This is a genomic window from Exiguobacterium sp. 17-1, assembly GCF_023096305.1.
Lineage (GTDB): Bacteria > Bacillota > Bacilli > Exiguobacteriales > Exiguobacteriaceae > Exiguobacterium_A > Exiguobacterium_A sibiricum_A.
The window spans coordinates 213,845-231,352 of the sequence record NZ_JALIGJ010000003.1 but is presented as its reverse complement, the minus strand read 5'-3'; the positions used below and the strand labels follow the sequence as shown (position 1 = coordinate 231,352).

General features: G+C 44.6%; 20 protein-coding genes. 12 read left to right on the top strand and 8 right to left on the bottom strand.

What is annotated here, in order from left to right:
- Positions 1–79 precede the first annotated feature (79 nt).
- Complete coding sequence (locus MUN34_RS10800; RefSeq protein WP_026829099.1) at positions 80–1,000, top strand: HD domain-containing protein; 921 nt, start codon at positions 80–82, stop codon at positions 998–1,000.
- Between the two features lie 56 nt (positions 1,001–1,056).
- Positions 1,057–2,079 (top strand): NADPH dehydrogenase NamA, encoded by a 1,023-nt coding sequence (gene namA / locus MUN34_RS10795; RefSeq protein ID WP_026829098.1) that lies wholly within the window; start codon positions 1,057–1,059, stop codon positions 2,077–2,079.
- A gap of 63 nt (positions 2,080–2,142) precedes the next feature.
- Here the strand turns inward: namA and MUN34_RS10790 are convergent, their stop codons facing one another.
- The 4 genes from MUN34_RS10790 to MUN34_RS10775 form a co-directional block, all read right to left on the bottom strand.
- The gene (locus MUN34_RS10790) at positions 2,143–3,060 is read right to left on the bottom strand and encodes a peptidylprolyl isomerase (protein ID WP_026829097.1); all 918 of its coding nucleotides are present in this window, start codon (positions 3,058–3,060) and stop codon (positions 2,143–2,145) included.
- Positions 3,061–3,330: 270 nt separating this feature from the next.
- A complete protein-coding gene (locus MUN34_RS10785) occupies positions 3,331–3,900 on the bottom strand; it encodes an HTH-type transcriptional regulator Hpr (protein ID WP_012369593.1) in 570 nt (189 codons plus the stop codon).
- 84 nt (positions 3,901–3,984) lie between these two features.
- Positions 3,985–4,326 carry a hypothetical protein gene (locus tag MUN34_RS10780; protein ID WP_026829096.1) on the bottom strand — a complete coding sequence of 114 codons (342 nt, stop codon included), beginning with the start codon at positions 4,324–4,326 and terminating at the stop codon, positions 3,985–3,987.
- A gap of 122 nt (positions 4,327–4,448) precedes the next feature.
- Complete coding sequence (locus tag MUN34_RS10775; RefSeq protein ID WP_026829095.1) at positions 4,449–4,874, bottom strand: HIT family protein; 426 nt, start codon at positions 4,872–4,874, stop codon at positions 4,449–4,451.
- Between the two features lie 130 nt (positions 4,875–5,004).
- Here MUN34_RS10775 and MUN34_RS10770 point away from each other — a divergent pair, with 130 nt between their 5' ends.
- Positions 5,005–6,075 carry a TcaA second domain-containing protein gene (locus MUN34_RS10770; RefSeq protein WP_247857772.1) on the top strand — a complete coding sequence of 357 codons (1,071 nt, stop codon included), beginning with the start codon at positions 5,005–5,007 and terminating at the stop codon, positions 6,073–6,075.
- 71 nt (positions 6,076–6,146) lie between these two features.
- On the opposite strand, the gene MUN34_RS10765 is transcribed toward MUN34_RS10770, so the two are convergent.
- Genes MUN34_RS10765 through MUN34_RS10755 form a run of 3 tightly spaced genes read right to left on the bottom strand, consistent with a single transcriptional unit; the run spans position 6,147 to position 6,987 of the window.
- Positions 6,147–6,398, bottom strand: a complete 252-nt coding sequence (locus tag MUN34_RS10765) for a GlsB/YeaQ/YmgE family stress response membrane protein (RefSeq protein ID WP_012369597.1) — start codon at positions 6,396–6,398, stop codon at positions 6,147–6,149.
- Between the two features lie 33 nt (positions 6,399–6,431).
- Entirely contained in the window at positions 6,432–6,683 is a 252-nt protein-coding gene (locus MUN34_RS10760; protein WP_026829093.1) for a GlsB/YeaQ/YmgE family stress response membrane protein, read from the bottom strand.
- 52 nt (positions 6,684–6,735) lie between these two features.
- Positions 6,736–6,987, bottom strand: a complete 252-nt coding sequence (locus MUN34_RS10755) for a GlsB/YeaQ/YmgE family stress response membrane protein (RefSeq protein ID WP_026829092.1) — start codon at positions 6,985–6,987, stop codon at positions 6,736–6,738.
- Between the two features lie 331 nt (positions 6,988–7,318).
- Between MUN34_RS10755 and MUN34_RS10750 the strand changes: the two genes are divergently transcribed.
- A complete protein-coding gene (locus tag MUN34_RS10750; RefSeq protein ID WP_247857771.1) occupies positions 7,319–8,059 on the top strand; it encodes an ABC transporter ATP-binding protein in 741 nt (246 codons plus the stop codon).
- Positions 8,056–9,195, top strand: a complete 1,140-nt coding sequence (locus MUN34_RS10745; protein ID WP_247857770.1) for an ABC transporter permease — start codon at positions 8,056–8,058, stop codon at positions 9,193–9,195. Before MUN34_RS10750 ends, MUN34_RS10745 begins: the two co-directional genes overlap by 4 nt.
- Before the next feature lie 64 nt (positions 9,196–9,259).
- On the opposite strand, the gene MUN34_RS10740 is transcribed toward MUN34_RS10745, so the two are convergent.
- Entirely contained in the window at positions 9,260–10,558 is a 1,299-nt protein-coding gene (locus tag MUN34_RS10740; protein ID WP_247857769.1) for an ammonium transporter, read from the bottom strand.
- Between the two features lie 117 nt (positions 10,559–10,675).
- On the opposite strand from MUN34_RS10740, the gene MUN34_RS10735 reads away from it, so the two are divergent.
- The 7 genes from MUN34_RS10735 (at position 10,676) to mscL (ending at position 17,496) form a co-directional block, all read left to right on the top strand.
- On the top strand, positions 10,676–10,978 hold the full coding sequence (locus MUN34_RS10735) for a MerR family transcriptional regulator (RefSeq protein WP_012369603.1): 303 nt from the start codon (positions 10,676–10,678) through the stop codon (positions 10,976–10,978).
- A gap of 143 nt (positions 10,979–11,121) precedes the next feature.
- Complete coding sequence (gene hemE / locus MUN34_RS10730) at positions 11,122–12,168, top strand: uroporphyrinogen decarboxylase (protein WP_026829088.1); 1,047 nt, start codon at positions 11,122–11,124, stop codon at positions 12,166–12,168.
- The gene (gene hemH / locus MUN34_RS10725; RefSeq protein ID WP_026829087.1) at positions 12,165–13,097 is read left to right on the top strand and encodes a ferrochelatase; all 933 of its coding nucleotides are present in this window, start codon (positions 12,165–12,167) and stop codon (positions 13,095–13,097) included. Before hemE ends, hemH begins: the two co-directional genes overlap by 4 nt.
- Positions 13,087–14,511 carry a protoporphyrinogen oxidase gene (gene hemG, locus MUN34_RS10720; protein WP_247857768.1) on the top strand — a complete coding sequence of 475 codons (1,425 nt, stop codon included), beginning with the start codon at positions 13,087–13,089 and terminating at the stop codon, positions 14,509–14,511. Before hemH ends, hemG begins: the two co-directional genes overlap by 11 nt.
- A 129-nt stretch (positions 14,512–14,640) precedes the next feature.
- Positions 14,641–16,101, top strand: a complete 1,461-nt coding sequence (cls, locus tag MUN34_RS10715; protein ID WP_247857767.1) for a cardiolipin synthase — start codon at positions 14,641–14,643, stop codon at positions 16,099–16,101.
- A gap of 91 nt (positions 16,102–16,192) precedes the next feature.
- A complete protein-coding gene (locus tag MUN34_RS10710; RefSeq protein ID WP_427374201.1) occupies positions 16,193–17,086 on the top strand; it encodes a Cof-type HAD-IIB family hydrolase in 894 nt (297 codons plus the stop codon).
- Between the two features lie 20 nt (positions 17,087–17,106).
- Complete coding sequence (gene mscL, locus MUN34_RS10705; RefSeq protein WP_114596495.1) at positions 17,107–17,496, top strand: large-conductance mechanosensitive channel protein MscL; 390 nt, start codon at positions 17,107–17,109, stop codon at positions 17,494–17,496.
- Positions 17,497–17,508 lie beyond the last annotated feature (12 nt).

Here is a 17,508-nt window from a genome sequence, read left to right as displayed (position 1 = left end):
TGACGTTTGACAGTCAGAGAAATATGTAAATAGCTCCAATCGAAATGAGTCCAGATAAATAAAAAGGATGTGTTGTGAAATGAAAGGTATCGGTCAGTTAGCAATTGGGGAAATGCTCGATCAACGAGTCATGATCAAGCAGGCATTAAAAGGAATTGCTGCAAACGGAAAACCTTATCTGACATTGATTTTAGCAGATAAAACGGGAGAAATTGAAACAAAGATGTGGGATACAAGCGATCTTGAAAAATATGCACCGAAATTCATCGTCCATGCGGCGGGTGAAGTGATGGATTACCGAGGACGAACACAATTGAAGCTGAAGCAAATTACCGTCCTGGACGAAACGAATGTGGAAGACTACATTCAATCGGCTCCTCTTCCGCGTGAACAGATTGAAACGGAAGTACTTGGCTTCATCGAATCGATTCAACATGCCGAGATGAAGAAACTGGTCAAGCATCTGGTCATCAAGGATTTCGATGCATATTTTACACATCCGGCCGCAGTCAAAAACCATCATGCGTTTTATTCTGGTTTATCGTATCATGTCCTTTCGATGTTAAAACTGGCTGACCAAATCGCCCGTTTGTATCCTACTTTAAACCGTGATTTGTTGATTGCAGGTGTCGTCTTGCATGACTATGCAAAAATCAAGGAACTGTCTGATCCTGTGACACCGGAATATACGCTTCCCGGAAAGCTTGTCGGGCATATTTCATTGATGGTCGCAGAATTGGAAAAAGTCGGGGCGGAGTTACAAATCGACGCAGAACTTTTGACGGTCTTACAACATCTCGTTTTAAGCCATCATGGTCGTCCCGAGTGGGGGTCGGCAGTCGCACCACAGATGCGTGAAGCCGAAGTATTATTCTTGATTGATAATTTGGATGCACGAATGACGATGATGGATCGTTTGCTCGAGTATGTAGAGCCCGGTCAGTTTTCTGAACGGTCATTTGCGTTAGATAATCGATCTTTTTATCGTCCCAAGCTATGAATAAATGACTTGAAGTGATTCAAAAGGATTTGAAATTGATCAGAGGAGTGAAATTCATGAAAACAAAACTATTCGAAGCAATCCAAATCGGTGAACTTCTGTTCCGGAATCGTGTCATCATGGCACCAATGTGTATGTACAGTGCAAAAGACGATGGTCTCGTAACAGATTGGCATGTCACACATTATGCCTCACGTGCTGTTGGTGGCGTCGGTGGTGTCATCTTAGAGGCAACGGCTGTCACACCAGACGGACGAATCTCAGCAGGTGATTTAGGTGTTTGGTCGGATGAACATATCGACGGACTTCGTCGCATTGCAGATCAAGTGAAAGCGGCGGGGGCAAAAGCAGGTATCCAACTGGCGCACGCCGGGCGAAAAAGTACGACGGCTAAACCGCCTGTCGCACCATCAGCAATCGGATTTGACGATTCATACGACCATCCGCATGAATTGACTGTAGAAGAAATCGATGTCATCAAACAACAATTTGTCGAGGCGGCACTTCGTGTCGAACAAGCGGGTTACGATTTCATCGAATTACATGGAGCACATGGCTATTTGATCAACACATTTTTATCTCCATTGTCGAATAAACGCCAAGATCAATACGGTGGATCAATGGAAAATCGGATGCGCTTTTTGCTTGAAATCATTGATGCGGTTCAAGAAAAATCCAATTTGTCATTATGGGTCCGGATTTCGGCAGCGGACCATGCAGCAGGCGGGATGACGGCAACGGATTATATTCCACTGGCCGAGGAACTGTTAAAACGGAAGATTGATTTGCTCGATTGCAGTTCTGGAGCGGTTGTTGCCAATGCAGTTCCGGACGTGTATCCCGGTTATCAAGTGCCGTATGCAGCTGAAATCAAGCAAGCAACCGGAATCAAGACTGGAGCCGTGGGTCTGATTACGACGGCGACGCTTGCAGAAGAGATCATTCGCAGTGAACGAGCGGATGTCATCCTGCTTGCCCGTGAACTTTTGCGTCAACCGTACTGGGTCTATCATGCGGCAGCAGAACTCAAAGACGAGGTCAGTTTACCGAAACAATATGAACGGGCTCCGATTCGTTAATAGGAATAAAAGCATAACCAAAAAAATCCCTGCCTTCCAAGATGGAAGCAGGGATTTTTAAGCTTATTGTTGCTGTTGCTGTTGCATCTGTTGTTGCATTTGTTGTTGCTCTTGCTTATCGAGGTCAAAAGCATCCTTGAAGTCTTTGTTCTCGATTTTAACATCATACTTCTTCATCAATGAACGGTAGATGTCGTTTGGATTGACTTGAGCTGCTTTTTCTTCAGCTAATGCCTTTTTGATTCGATCGGATTCTTTTTCGAGCGTAAAGTCTTTTTTCTCTTTACGGTCTGTTACTTTGATGATGTGATATCCGAATTGTGTTTTGATCGGGTCAGAAATTTTACCTTCAACGCCATCCTTGAACGCATAATTTTCGAATTCCTCGACCATTTTACCTTTTGTGAAGTATCCAAGATCTCCACCTTTTGTTGCGCTACCAGTGTCCGTTGATTTAGCTTTAGCAATTTTAGCGAAATCGCCGCCTTCATCAAGTTGTTTCTTGATTGCTTTTGCATCAGCTTCTTTTTCAACAAGAATGTGGCTTGCTTTGACTTCCACTTTTTCCTGGTTGAAACGATCTTCGATTTCTTTATCCGTTACTTTTGATTTTGCTGATTTTGCTTCTGTTAAGAGCATTTGTGTCCGAAGAACTTTTTCGAATTCTTTTTCGCTTTTGATACCAGCTGTTTGAAGTGTCGAATTGAACTGCTCTTTATCCGGGAACTGATCTTTTGTTTTCTTGACTTCAGCTTCTACTTCTTTATCCGTTACTTTTTTACCGTATTCTTTTTCAAGCAGTTTGTTCATCGTTTGTTGGAAAGCAATTTGTGCGCCTGCTTTTTGGTACGCCTCGTCCTGGACGTCCGCTTTATTGACTTCTCCACCTTTGTAGTTGATGACAGCTTCGTCATTTGAACCACATGCTGCTAATGTGAATACACTTGCCACTGCTGCTACACTTAAAAGTTTCTTTTTCATACATACACCCCTAATTTACCATTTATTTCAACCGTTCTATCATATCATATCTTCGTTATCTTGACAGCTTTCCGCAAAATCGAAAGTGATTTGCTCTTACCCCATGCTATCACATCAAGTACAAGAGGAGAGGACTATTTTTGTGGGAAATTGTGAGGCGTCGCAACGTTTTGAGACAGAACGGTAAAGGGAACGTTACTTTCAAAAATCACAAAAAAACGTCCTAGGCCACAAGGCTTAGAACGTTAACTCCAAGAATTCGTGCAAAGGTCATGCTTTTTTGATCGAGTCGATAACCGGGTCTTGTGGACGCCGGTCCGCTTCTTCTGTAATCATTTTTGATGTCTCTGCAAAAATGTCCATAAAGCTGTCGCCATAGAGACGACGAACGATTGCTGATATGTCTGTCAGCTCTGGGAATTTACCGTAAAGCTCCTGGAGTGGCAACGAAGCACGGAAAACACCATTTTCTTCTGGACGGAACGCTTGAATCGTCTCAAGCAATAGACTTTCACCTTCCGGGGTCAGTTGGACATAGGTATTTCGTTTATCCGTCTCTTTTTTCGAAAATGTCAAAAGTCCACGGTCTTCTAATTTTTTAGAGAAGTTGAATGCAGTCGAGACGTGCATCACACCGTATTTGGCGATTTCAGAAATCGAAGCACCACCCAGTGCATGGGAAATCCATAAAATATGATGTTCATTAATATTTAAATCAAATGGTTTGATCCAATTTTGCCAATCTTTTTCTACCGTTTTCCATAGTGCTTTGCTCAATTGGACAATTTTATGACTGTATAACAGTGCTTCTTGTCCAGGATATAATTTTTCGTGTTCCATATCTGACTCATCCTTTCGAAAGGTGACAATGGCTCAAACGCGCAAAATGCAAACTATACAAAAACAAATCGAAGCAGCGGATCGTTACTGTTGGGGAGTGAGATGATCGACGTCTTGTTTTGCCTCATCAGCAAATTTTTGAAGACGAGCGAGTGATTCTTGAACCTCTGACTGGTACTGAGAGACATCTTTTGTTACTTCTTCTTTAAAGGTCATGCCAGAAAGTTTGGCTGTCTCTATTAGATTCTTTCCCTCCTGTGTTAAATCCTGCATGTTCGTTACGATTGTAGAATAAGAATTTCGACGTTGTTTACCATTCGAAGAGTCACTTTTAGTACCTTGGCGAAGCGCCTTCAAACCGTAAAAAGTCACAAGCGACAGCGTAGCACCAAAAGCGACCCAATTACGATGGGGACGCTTCGACATAGTTTACCTCCTTTCGATATTAAAATATTTGTTTCATATTATTTTACCGAAAATTCGATATTAGAAACCTATTTCGGCAATATTTCTAAAATGAGTCAGTAATTGACCGGTTTTTGAAGTCGTCAGAGACGGTTTTTGATGGATTCGGCGATTGTTGCTAATTCCTCAGCCGTATAATCTTCATTGTGTACTTCCCATTTCGCACCAAAGCCATCGTGTTTATCATGGCGTGGAATGAGATGGAGATGAAAGTGGGAAACAGACTGTCCGGCAACCTTCCCGGTGTTCGATAAAATGTTCATTCCGGCAGCACCCGTCTCCTGTTGTAAAGCACGACTGATTTCCGGAATGGTCGCAAAAACAGCCCGTGCACTTTCTGCAGATAAATCGTAGACGTTATCAGCGTGCTGTTTTGGAATGACAAGCGTATGACCTTTCGTTACTTGTGATAGATCGAGAAAAGCTAAAACTTCTTCATTTTCAAAAACTTTATGGCTTGGGATGTCGTGATTAGCAATCTTACAGAAAATACAGTTTTCTTTTTGCAATGGACTCACTCCTTCAGATGGATATAGCTTTAGTATACTCGACTGAATCGGTCTTGCGGGCGATTGACAAGGATATGAAGGGTTTCTAAACTAAAGGAAATCCTAAAATAAGAAGGTAGGGGAAACGAAGATGCCGTCTCGCATCACTGTATATGAAAAAAAGAAAAAACGAAATCAGCGAATCGGACTCATCGTGGGTATCATTACACTCGCTTGTCTGATGACTTGGATCGGTTGGAGTCAAATCAAACCGGCTGCAGATCGGCAACAGACAGACCAAGTCTTTCAAAAGGCATTGCAGGAACAAGATCGGGAAACGTTTCAACAATTAGTTTACCTCAACAACAAACCGTTAAAGCTTGCGGAAACGAATCAGCTCATGAAATGGTTTAAGGCGGACCCGGAACGGCTTGCGAGGGCTGTAGCTGAAATTAAATCTGATCAAAACAATTATCCGAAAGCAACAAAACGGACAAAGCAGCAAGATTTATTTTCGCTGAAAAAACAGTCGGGCCGATTTTGGTTTGATACGTACATCCTTCATTTAAACAAACAGACACTGGAAGTGAGGGTTGATACGGAAACGGCGGGCATTTCAGTCGATAATGCGCCAGCGGGTAACGCGGATCGACAAGCTCCGTTAACAATCGAACGTTTTCCGGGCGAGTATGATGTGTCCGCACGCGTGAAAGCGAATGGAAAGACGGGACAGGCGACTGAGACCGTTCAGTTGGGGGATCAAAGAAAGACGACGGTAGCATTTAAACTCGCGCAACAAGTTGCACCGGATCAAAAGGAACAATACGGTGTCGATATCGAAAAATTACTGGAAGCGGAAGTAAAGGCGAGAACAGGGAAAAGTGTTGGGCAGATGACGGATTATATTGGTCAAAGTCAATCTGAATTCGAAAAAACATTTGGCCCTCCAACAAGCCAAATTGCCAATAAGACGACATATGACGGATTTGAAGTAGCATATGAGAACCAAGAGGTCAGAAGTATCTTAATTGATTTGAATAAAACGACATCTGAGCTGGAAGCAGTCGCCGGCAAGCCGGAATCTAAATCAGCGGAATCAGTCGGGACGGTTTGGAAATATCCATCAAGTTTTTTTGACGACTTGTTAGGGTGGCTGAATATCAAGTCGGAAAAACGTGTCATCGAACGATCAGGGAAAATGTGGCTGGAGTTACGTAACTAAAAAATCCGCAGTCCAAACAAAAAAACCACTAGAGACATGACGTCTTTAGTGGTTTGTTGTAGTAAATTAGATTATCGTTTGTTGACCGCACGAAGGATGAACGAAACGATTAAGATTAAGATGATTGCACCAAGGATAGCTGGTACGATTGCGAAACCGGCAACTGATGGTCCCCAACTTCCGAAAAGAGCTTGTCCGATCATTGAACCGACAAAACCTGCGATGATGTTACCGATAACGCCACCTGGTACATCTTTACCGAGAATAAGACTTGCTAACCAACCAATAATACCACCAACGATTAAAGCCCATAAGAATCCCATTTAAAACACTCCTTTTAGTTTTAGTAGTTTAAATTATTTGCGACGTACTGAACGAAGAATCAACGATACGATGAAGATTAAGATGATTGCACCTAAGATAGCTGGAATGATTGCGAATCCGCCGATAGTAGGTCCCATTGAACCGAAAATAGCTTGTCCGATCATTGAACCAACAAAACCTGCGATGATGTTACCGATGATGCCGCCTGGTACGTCTTTTCCGATGATGAGACTAGCTACCCATCCAATTAATCCACCGACGATTAAAGCCCATAAGAATCCCATTTAAAAAACACTCCTTTAATAAAATTTACGTACTAATCATTATTTCAATAAATCATTTACGACGTACTGAACGAAGAATCAATGACACGATGAAGATTAAGATGATAGCACCTAAGATAGCTGGAATAATAGCGAAACCAGCGATATCCGGTCCCATTGTACCGAAGATTGCTTGACCGATCATTGCTCCGACAAACCCAGCAACGATGTTACCGATGATACCACCTGGTACGTCTTTTCCGATGATGAGACTAGCTACCCAACCGATTAATCCACCGACGATTAAAGCCCATAAGAATCCCATTTGGAACCCTCCTTTTCTTACTTTAGATTTACCTGTTTTCAGGCAGTTGTAAACACATTGAAAGATGAAAGCCTTTAAATAATCATTTCAACCAGTGAGGTAAAAACGTTAAAATTAAAATGGCTAGACGATTATACCAGTTACCTCTTAGTGAAACTCGTATTTAAAATGCTACTTTCAATTTTTGTAAGTCGTTTTCATATATTGATGTAACGATTACACTTAGAGTAATTACCGTAAAAAGATGTATTCAAACCTTTTCTTAATAAAAAAATGACTCAAACTAGAAAAGTCAGAATGAATTGTCTAGGATGGTTAATGAAGGGAGTCGATGAGTGTGTTATTAAAAATAAATGATTTATCAGGAGGATATGGAGCCAAAAAAGTCCTCCACGACATTAATATATCGGTAAACCAAGGGGAACTTGTTGGATTAATTGGTTTAAACGGTGCCGGGAAATCGACGACGATTAAACATATACTCGGTTTGTTACCGGTCAAGTCAGGTGAAATTTTAATCAACGGGGTCAGTTTAGAACAGGATGAACAGACATACCGAAAACAAGTCGCCTACATTCCAGAGCAACCGATGTTATATGAACAATTGACTTTACGTGAACATTTGCGTTTGATGGCGCAAGGGTATGCAGTCGAGGAAAAGCAGGCTCAGGAACGAATCAATCATTACGCAGTCAGGCTTCGAATGACAAAACAGCTGGAATGGTTTCCGAGTGTTTTTTCCAAAGGGATGAAACAAAAAGCGATGATTCTCTGTGCTTTGGTGACAGGAAGCGAGTTGTTGATTGTCGATGAACCGTTCGTCGGACTCGATCCGCTTGCTATTCGGGAACTGTTGACGATTTTCAGTGAATTAAAAGCGGACGGTAAAGGAATCCTGATGTCGACACATATTTTAGAGACGGCAGAACGTCATTGTAATCGTTTCATCTTATTGCATGAAGGACGAATCGCTGCAGAAGGAACGACGGGGGAACTTCGAAATCGCTATGACTTGAAGGACGGTTCCCTTGATGATATCTATGTCGCGGCCATCGAGGAGGCAGAACGATGACAAGTTCCGCTTTATGGCGCACACGGTACCAGGCCGCTATGGCGGAAATGACGAAGTATACCAGGTACATGGCGAACGGCGGTTTGCTGTTTACCGTCTATTTTGTTGTCTTGTATGGTCTTGTGGTGTACGGTCGATTTTTAGATCAACTGGACCCGTCGTTCCCCGGGAACCTGGTCATGGGCAGCCTGTTCATTCTGTTGGCCTTTTATCGATCAACACGAACCTTTTTAACTGAAGCGGACCAAGTCTTTTTGCTTCCGAGTCTGCCAAACCTTGCAGGTTACATGAAGCGGATTCGACTCTACAATGCTTTTTATGGCATGATTCGTGCCGTCATCCCGTTTCTCGCTGTCGCTGTATTATATGTTCGGACAGAAGAGACCTCACCAATCGGATTGTTTATTCTGTTTGCAGCCTTGAGCATGATCGGTGCCGCGGCTAACTTATCGAAACTCGAAGGGGTCGGTCATCGGATTGTCCTCTTATACGCAACCGGTGCCGGGATTCTTGTCATGCTCGACATGGGAGCGTTCAGCATTGTGGTCACGAGTTTATTGTTGCTGACGCTTCATTTGAAAAAACAAGACCAGTTGCCGTTGATGGACTGGATCGCGCTGGAACAGGAATCACGTGACCGCTTTTACCGAATCGCGAACTGGTTTGTCGATGTACCGCGATTATCGACGACGTATAAACGCCGACGTCTCTTAAGTGTTTTGGTGGAAAAGATCGGATTTGACCGAAACCGGACGTTTGATTATCTGTACATGAAACAATTCATTCGAAGTACGGATGGGATTGGTTTGATTGTTCGTCTGACGCTGATCGGAGCCGTGTTCATGTGGCTCGGGAAAGACAATGAGTGGTTGGTGGTCCTTGCTGTACCAGCATTTAGCGGACTAACGAGCTTTCAATTGGCTCCATTCACACGGGCAATCGATTCACATTTGTTGACCCGCTTGCTCCCGTTTGGAAATGCGACGGCTTCAAAACGAAAAGTGCTTCGAATCACTTCATTTTTACAAGTGTTGGTTTTAACGGCTGCCGGATATCTGATCAGCGGTTTTCTGACTGTGGTCGCAGGAGCTGTTTTGGCACTCGTTGTCGCTGAATATTACGCTAGGAAAAAGTAACCGTAGAATCAAACGCAAAATACCCCTTTGCCACAGATGGCAAAGGGGTATTTGACGATACTGTTCAGTTGACTTTTTCAGTCGACTCTTCCTGTTGATAATCAGGATGCAACTCTTTGCTGACCGGCGCAGGGAGGTCGTAAGACGCTTGTCCGTGCTCGGCGACATCCAGTCCACGCAGTTCATCTTCCCGTGTAATCCGGAGACCGATCGTTACGTCGAGTAACTTGAGGAAAGCGTAACTTAAAACACTGACGACGACGACTGCGAAGACGACACCAAGAGCCTGAACCCCAAGTTGTGTAAAACCACCGCCGTAAAACAGTCCAGCTTTTCCGATTCCAGTGATTTCAACCAGTCTCGGTGAAGCGAAGAATCCGGTAGCAAGTGTACCCCAAATCCCGGCAATACCATGAACAGAGAAAGCACACAATGGATCATCGACACGACGGGCAAGCAGGATACTTGTTCCATACGTGATGACACCGGCCAGGAAACCAATGACAGCAGCTCCCCACGGTTCGACGAAGGCACAAGCGGCTGTGATGGCGACGAGGGCGGCTAAGACGCCGTTGATGATCGACGGGATATCTGCAACCCGACGGTGCCAAAAAGAAATGGCGAGTGCTCCGAGGGCACCAGCGGCTGTTGCAAGTAATGTCGTCAAGGCAACATAACTGAAGAACCCGTCAGTAATCGTTAATGTCGAGCCGGCATTGAACCCAAACCAACATAACCACAGAATGAAAGCACCGACGACGGAGTAGATGACATTATGACCAAGTAACGGTGTTTTTTCCGCACCAATCCGTTTTTTCAAAATCAGAGCGGCGACGAGAGCGGCGATTCCACCTTGTAAATGGACGACGGTCGAACCGGCAAAATCCTGCATCCCGAGTGAACCAAGAAAACCGCCTGCCCAGACTGAACGGGCGATAATCGGATAGATGATGGCTACGAAGAATGTCCCGAACAACAAGTAAACAGAGAGTTTTGCTCGTTCCGCAAAACCACCCCAGGCGATGGCGAGGGATACGGCGACAAATGACAGTTGGAAGAGGAACTTGACATCGATTGTTACATTTGACCAGTCAAGACTAGAAAACCCTCCTTGAAGAAAAAATCCTTCTGTTCCAATCAAGCCGGGTCCATCCCCGAACGTCAGTCCGAAGCCAATTGCCCAAAAGGCAAGGGCAGCAACGGAGAAGCTGATTAATTGTTTAACTGCAACGTGCCCGGCATTTTTAGCCCGTAACATTCCTGTTTCGAGTAGTAAAAATCCAATCTGCATCGTAAAGACGAGTAAGGTAGCGAATAAGACATAAAACGTATCGACTGAGACTAACATTTCTTCTAAGTTCATCGTCGTTCCTCCTTTATCAATTTAAAGTATGTGTTTACTTTAGACGGAAATCCTTTCCAAGAAACGACTTGTGTCAGAAAATCTGACATGGTATTTTGAAGGAAAGGAGTGACGAAGATGAACTACCGGGAGAAGAAGGTGATGACGATTGGGATTGTCTGCGAATTGACCGGTTTATCGGAACGTCAAATTCGTTACTATGAAGAACGGAAATTGATTTTTCCGGAACGGACGAACGGAAAAACAAGAAAATACTCGTTTACAGACATCGAACGATTGGTAGAAGTCGCGGAAAAGATCGAAGATGGGTGGCGGACACATGAAATCCGTGAAAAGGAACGGAAAGTAACGGAACAACAACGTTCGGATTTAATTCGCGGACAGTTGAATGCTGCGTTTGGTCTGTATAAGAAACGGTGAACATTTGATGAACGGGTAACAGAACTGTAATTTTGTAAACGATTTATTGGCACACCGTTCTGAATTTCAGATATAATGTTTCTGTGTTCACAAACTTATCGTGCGTTATTTTGGGGCGTTAGAACGAGTATAAAGGGGTAGTTATGATGAAAAACTTTAATGATACATTTTTGCGGGCCATTCGTGGCGAAGAAGTAAGCCATGTACCGGTCTGGTATATGCGGCAAGCAGGTCGGTATCAAGCAGAGTATCGTGAAATTAAAAAGACACGGACATTGTTTGAGATTACCCATGACCCTGAGTTGTGCGCCTATGTCACAGAACTACCAGTCAAGCAGTTGGGAGTCGACGCAGCCATTCTCTATAAAGATATTATGACGCCATTGCCTTCGATGGGTGTCGACGTCGAGATTAAAAGCGGCATTGGTCCTGTTATCGCAAATCCGATTCGGACAATGGACGATGTTCAAGCGCTCCAACCGTTCAAAAAAGAAGATATTCCCTACATTTTCGAGACGATTAAACTGTTGCGTGAACGTCTCGAAGTTCCGTTAATCGGCTTTTCAGGAGCACCATTTACGCTAGCCAGTTACATGATCGAGGGCGGTCCGTCAAAAGGCTACCACAAAACGAAAGCATTGATGTATGGTCATCCTGATGTATGGCATGCTTTAATGGAGAAACTCGGAGATATGGTCATTGATTATATCAAAGCACAAGTCGATGCCGGCATCCAGGCATTCCAAATCTTCGATTCGTGGGTTGGTACGACGAGCCGGAATGATTATGTTCTGTATATCAAACCGACAATGGAGCGTATTTTCACGGAATTGAAAGAAACAGGCGTTCCGATGATCATGTTTGGTGTCGGAGCAAGTCACTTGGCGGAAGAATGGCATGATTTGCCGCTTGATGTCGTCGGACTCGACTGGCGGCTGTCGGTAGATGCAGCACGTGAACGCGGACTGACGAAAACCTTACAGGGAAATCTTGATCCATCTTACCTGCTTGCCCCATGGGAGATTCTCGAAGCAAAAACAAAAGAAATCCTTGATATGGGAATGAAGCGTCCCGGTTTCATCTTTAACTTGGGACATGGTATTTTCCCGGAAGTGGATCCGGAAGTCTTAAAACGTCTCACTGCATATATCCATGATTACTCGAAAGAAAAAATGGAGGTAGCGAAATGAAAACATTAGGATTACTCGTCATGGCGTATGGTACGCCGTATAAACCGGAAGACATCGAACGCTATTACACACACATCCGTCGTGGACGCAAACCGTCTCCAGAAGCATTGGCTGAACTGACAGAACGGTATGAAGCAATCGGTGGTGTTTCACCACTGGCGCAAGTCACGATTGATCAAGCGGAAGAATTACACCGCCAATTGTCGGAAAAATATGCGGGCGAAATTGAATTCAAACTGTATTTGGGTCTGAAGCATATTGAACCATTCGTCGAAGATGCTGTGGAGCAAATGGCAAAAGACGGTATCACAGAAGCAGTCACGGTTGTACTCGCACCGCACTATTCGACGTTCAGTATTCGTTCATACAACGGTCGGGCGAAAGAAGTGGCAGATAAACACGGCATTCATTTGGCTTCTGTTGAGTCATGGTACAAAGAAGAAGCGTTCATCGACTGGTGGGGCAAAGAAATCCGGAAAACGTTTGATGCATTACCGGTACCAGAAGAAAAAGCGGTCTTGGTCGTATCAGCACACAGTTTACCGGAAAAAATCATCGCGAATGGTGATCCGTACCCGGAACAATTAAAAGAAACTGCAGACTTGATTGCGGCACGTGCCGGGGTTAAACATATGATTACAGGCTGGCAGTCAGCCGGACAAACGCCAGAACCTTGGCTCGGACCAGATGTGCAAGATTTGACGCGTGACGTCTATGAGGCGGAAGGATACGAAGCATTCGTCTACGTTCCTGTCGGATTCGTCGCCGATCACTTGGAAGTCCTATTTGATAATGATTACGAGTGTAAAGTCGTCTGTGACGAACTGGGCATTCATTACGCGCGTCCGGTCATGCCGAACGCAGATCCTGCCTTCATGAAAGCAGTCACCGAGGCTGTTTCGAAACAGGTCGGCAGTTATGTCAAGTAAACGTCTCGTCATCGTCGGCGGTGGTATTACTGGTCTTGCCGCTGCCTATTACGCAGAACGTACTTTTCCCGATTTGAACATCACATTGCTTGAAGCTGGAGAACGTCTTGGTGGGAAGGTCGCGACGTATCGAGAAGATGGTTTTACGATTGAACGTGGACCGGATTCTTACGTCGCCCGAAAACACATCTTGACGGATTTGATTGAAGCAATCGGACTGGGTGAAAAACTGGTCCGAAATAACACGTCCCAAGCATTTATTTTGGATACGGGTGGCCTTCACCCGATTCCAAAAGGTGCTGTCATGGGGATTCCGACGGATCTTGAATTGTTCCGGGAAACGACGTTACTGACAGAACAGGAAAAACAGGAAGTCGCTGACTTGTTGTTGCATCCGTCTGATGAGTTAAGGATTCCGGAACAGGACATTCCGCTTGGAGAGTATTTACGTCCGCGACTCGGGGATGCATTAGTAGAAAAATTGATTGAACCGTTGCTGTCCGGTATCTATGCCGGTAACATCGATCAGATGAGTACGTTTGCGACGTATCCGCAGTTCGTCGCGAATGAACAAAAAGCCGGTTCATTGTTTGAAGGGATGCGTTTAATGCGTCCGCTCGATCAAATGCCGCAAGGTCCGCAAACAACGATCAAAGCGACCGGACAGTTTTTATCGCTCGAAACAGGACTTGAATCATTGATTGAACGATTGGAAGAGATGCTCGAACGTTCGGAAGTCCGTCTTGAAACGCCGTTACTTGAGATTTCACGTGAAGACGGACGATACCGGTTGAAAACGGACCATGGTCCGGAGTACGCGGATTATGTGCTCTTGACGATTCCGCATTCTCAAGTCGTCCAGTTGTTGCCGGATGCTCACTTGCCGGAGCTTGAACAGTTGACGACGCATTCAACGGCGACGATTACGATGATTTTTGATCAACAAGAGTCGTTACCGATTGAAGGAACAGGCTTTGTCGTCAACCGACGGGCACCGTACTCGATCACCGCATGTACAGCGATTGATCAAAAATGGAATCATTCGGCTCCGGATCATACGGTCCTGCGTGCATTCGTCGGTCGACCGGGCAATGATCATCTGGTTTATGAATCAGATGAGGTATTGCAACAGGCCGTGTTGCAGGACTTAGAGAAGATTTGTGGACGGGCGTTAGAACCGAAGCAGGTTATCATCAGCCGTTTGATGGATGGTCTTCCTGCGTATACGGTCGGTCATGCTGACCGGATTCAGCGTGTCCGGGAAGAAGTGTTGACACAGTATCCGGGTATCTATCTCGCAGGCCTTGCCTATGACGGGGTCGGATTACCGGATTGTGTAGCCAGTGCAAAAACAATGATTGAATCGATTGAATTGGAACAATCCCACGCGGATGAATCCTTCAATGAATCATAAAAGCTTCTCCAGTGCAGGAAACTCCATCTTTTTTAGGAGTTTCCTGCACTTTTTTGTTTTATTTGTCCTGAAAATAAGGAATACCTTATACATTGAGAAACGATAGGGAAAACGGAGGAGGAGAATCCAGTGCCTGAAATCCTGAGTACGATGCTCGTCATATTGGCTTACGGCTTGATTATCATGAATTTATTGGCGGTCGTCACGGTCATTTTTTTGGAACGACGAGACATTGGCGCAACGTGGGCATGGGTTCTGATTTTGTATTTTGTTCCGTTAATCGGGTTTCTGATTTATTTATTTTTTGGACGTCTCTTGAAAAAAACAAATTTTTATCACGTCGAAGAAACGGAACAACAAGAACAATCACGGCGCGTGACGCTTCAATTAACCGAATTGGATAAATTCGAGACACAACAGCGTCATCCTGCTATTGTCCGGTATGACCAACTGATCCGGATGAATTTAGTGTCGAACGATGCGTTGCTCAGTTTTCAAAATGAGGTCGTCATTTTATCGGACGGCGAACAAAAATTTAATCGGATGATGACCGACATCGTAAATGCGGAACACGAAATTAACATCCAGTACTACATTATTCAAAAAGATTCGCTGGGACAAGCGTTAATTGCCGCTTTAACAAATAAAGCGAAACAAGGAATCAAAGTCCGGTTGCTCTATGATGCGGTCGGATCCCGTGATTTGAAACGGTCCGACTTTAAGGAATTGATGAAACATGACGGGGAAGTGTTCGCCTTCTTCCCACCGACGATCGGTTTGATTAACTTTCGTCTCAATAACCGGAATCATCGGAAATCGTGTATCGTCGACGGCAAGATCGGTTATATCGGCGGCTTTAACGTCGGGACAGAGTATTTAGGAATCGACGAAAAATTTGGTTATTGGCGCGACACGCATTTTCGGTTAGAAGGAGAGGTCGTCCATGATCAACTGGACCGGTTTATCTTAGATTGGAATCAGGCGAGTGACAGCTATACGGCAAAAAATACTTTTTATTATGGTGCCCACTCGATTGAACAGGAGTTGCCGATGCAGATTGTTACCTCAGGTCCGGATTCAAAAACGGAACATCTCAAAAATCTGTTGATTAAGATGATCTCATCCGCCAAACAATCGATTTATATTCAGTCACCTTATTTCATTCCGGATACCAGTTACATGGACGCTTGCAAGATGGCATTACTGTCTGGGGTCGAGATCAGAATCATGATTCCGAACAAACCGGACCATCCATTTGTCTACTGGGCGACGACAGCGGCAGCCGGGGAACTGATTGATTACGGGGCAAAAATTTACACTTATGAACCTGGATTTCTACATGCAAAAACGATTGTCGTCGATCAGGAAATCGCTTCAGTCGGAACGACCAATATCGATGCCCGCAGCTTCAGATTAAATTTTGAAATGAATTCGGTTGTTTACGATCGACGTGTCGCATCTGAATTAGCGCAACTGTTTGAAGAAGATTGTCTGGTGTGTGAGCGGTTGACGGCGGAAAAATATGCAGAGCGCTCCCGGATGATTAAATTCAAAGAGAGCATTTCAAGACTCTTGTCTCCGATTTTGTAAAGGAAGAAGGAGGATTTGGTAAAGGAACAAGGATGAGAACAGGAAACTGAGAAGAGAAATGGTATAGTGGAACTGAAAAAGACAAAGGAGAGTGAACGTTTTGGCAAAAGCAATCAAATTATTGATCTCAGACATGGATGGTACCGTATTATCCAGCAAACAGAAAATAGAACCGGAAACGATTGCGGCGATTGAAGCGGCAAAAGAACAGGGCATTGATTTTGCGATTGCAACAGGACGAAATTACTTAAATGCAAAAGAATTGACGGATCAGGCAGGAATCACGTGTCCCATCATCGCTTCGAACGGTGCACGCGTTTTGACCGTCGACGGGGAAGAGTTAAGTGCGACGACGTTGACATCTGAGCAAGCCCAGCAGATTTATGGCATCATCAGCCAGTACGAAGTATTTTTTGAGATGTTTTGTGACCAAGGTCTCGTCACGGCACAAGGATCAACGATTGATGCCGCCTATGACTCGCTCAAGGAAATGAGTCAGGAAAGTGATCGGGCGAAGGATGTGCTCGACTTCTTCCACAATCGTTATTACGTCAATGAAGATGTCAAGATGATTGATGGTTTCCGCTCATTCATTCGGAACCAGGCGGGACAAGTCTTTAAATTCATTTCTTTCTCATTCGATCAAGAGTTGATGAAGAAGATTTGGGAAGAAATCGAACAAAAAGTGGACGGGATTTATGTGACGTCATCCGGTCATGACAACATCGAAGTCATGGCGCTTGGAGCAGACAAAGGAACAGCCGTCAAAACACTGGCGAAGCACCTTGGGGTGGCGATTGAAGAAGTCGCCGTCATCGGAGACAACTTGAACGATGTTCCGATGTTTAAAGTCGCTGGAATGGCGATTGCGATGGGAAATGGACATGACGATGCAAAAGCGATTGCGCATCAAGTGACGAAAACCAACGACGAAAATGGGGTCGGATATGCGATTCGTCAATTGGCCGATCGGGCATGGACGTAACAAGAGAGGGGTAACTGGCATTGTTCAAAGCGTTTAAGGAGTTTGCATTTCGCGGGAATGTGATTGATTTGGCGGTAGGGGTTATCCTGGGGGCTGCCTTCAGTGGCATCATCAAGTCGTTAGTCGACAGCATCTTCATGCCATTGATCGGTATCATAATCGGTGGAATTGATGTCAAAGGGTTGTCCGTCGAGGTCGGGAATGCCAATTTGTTATACGGTCAGTTCCTGCAAGCGAGCATCGAGTTCATCTTGATTGCATTTGCCTTGTTTTTGTTTGTGAAAGGCATCAATGCTTTTCGTCGAAAAGAGGAGACGACGGAAGAAGTCGCAGCTCCGACGACGGAAGAAAAACTGCTTACGGAAATCCGTGATGCACTGGTCCGTCAAAATGATGAACGCATGACATGATCAACAAAAGAC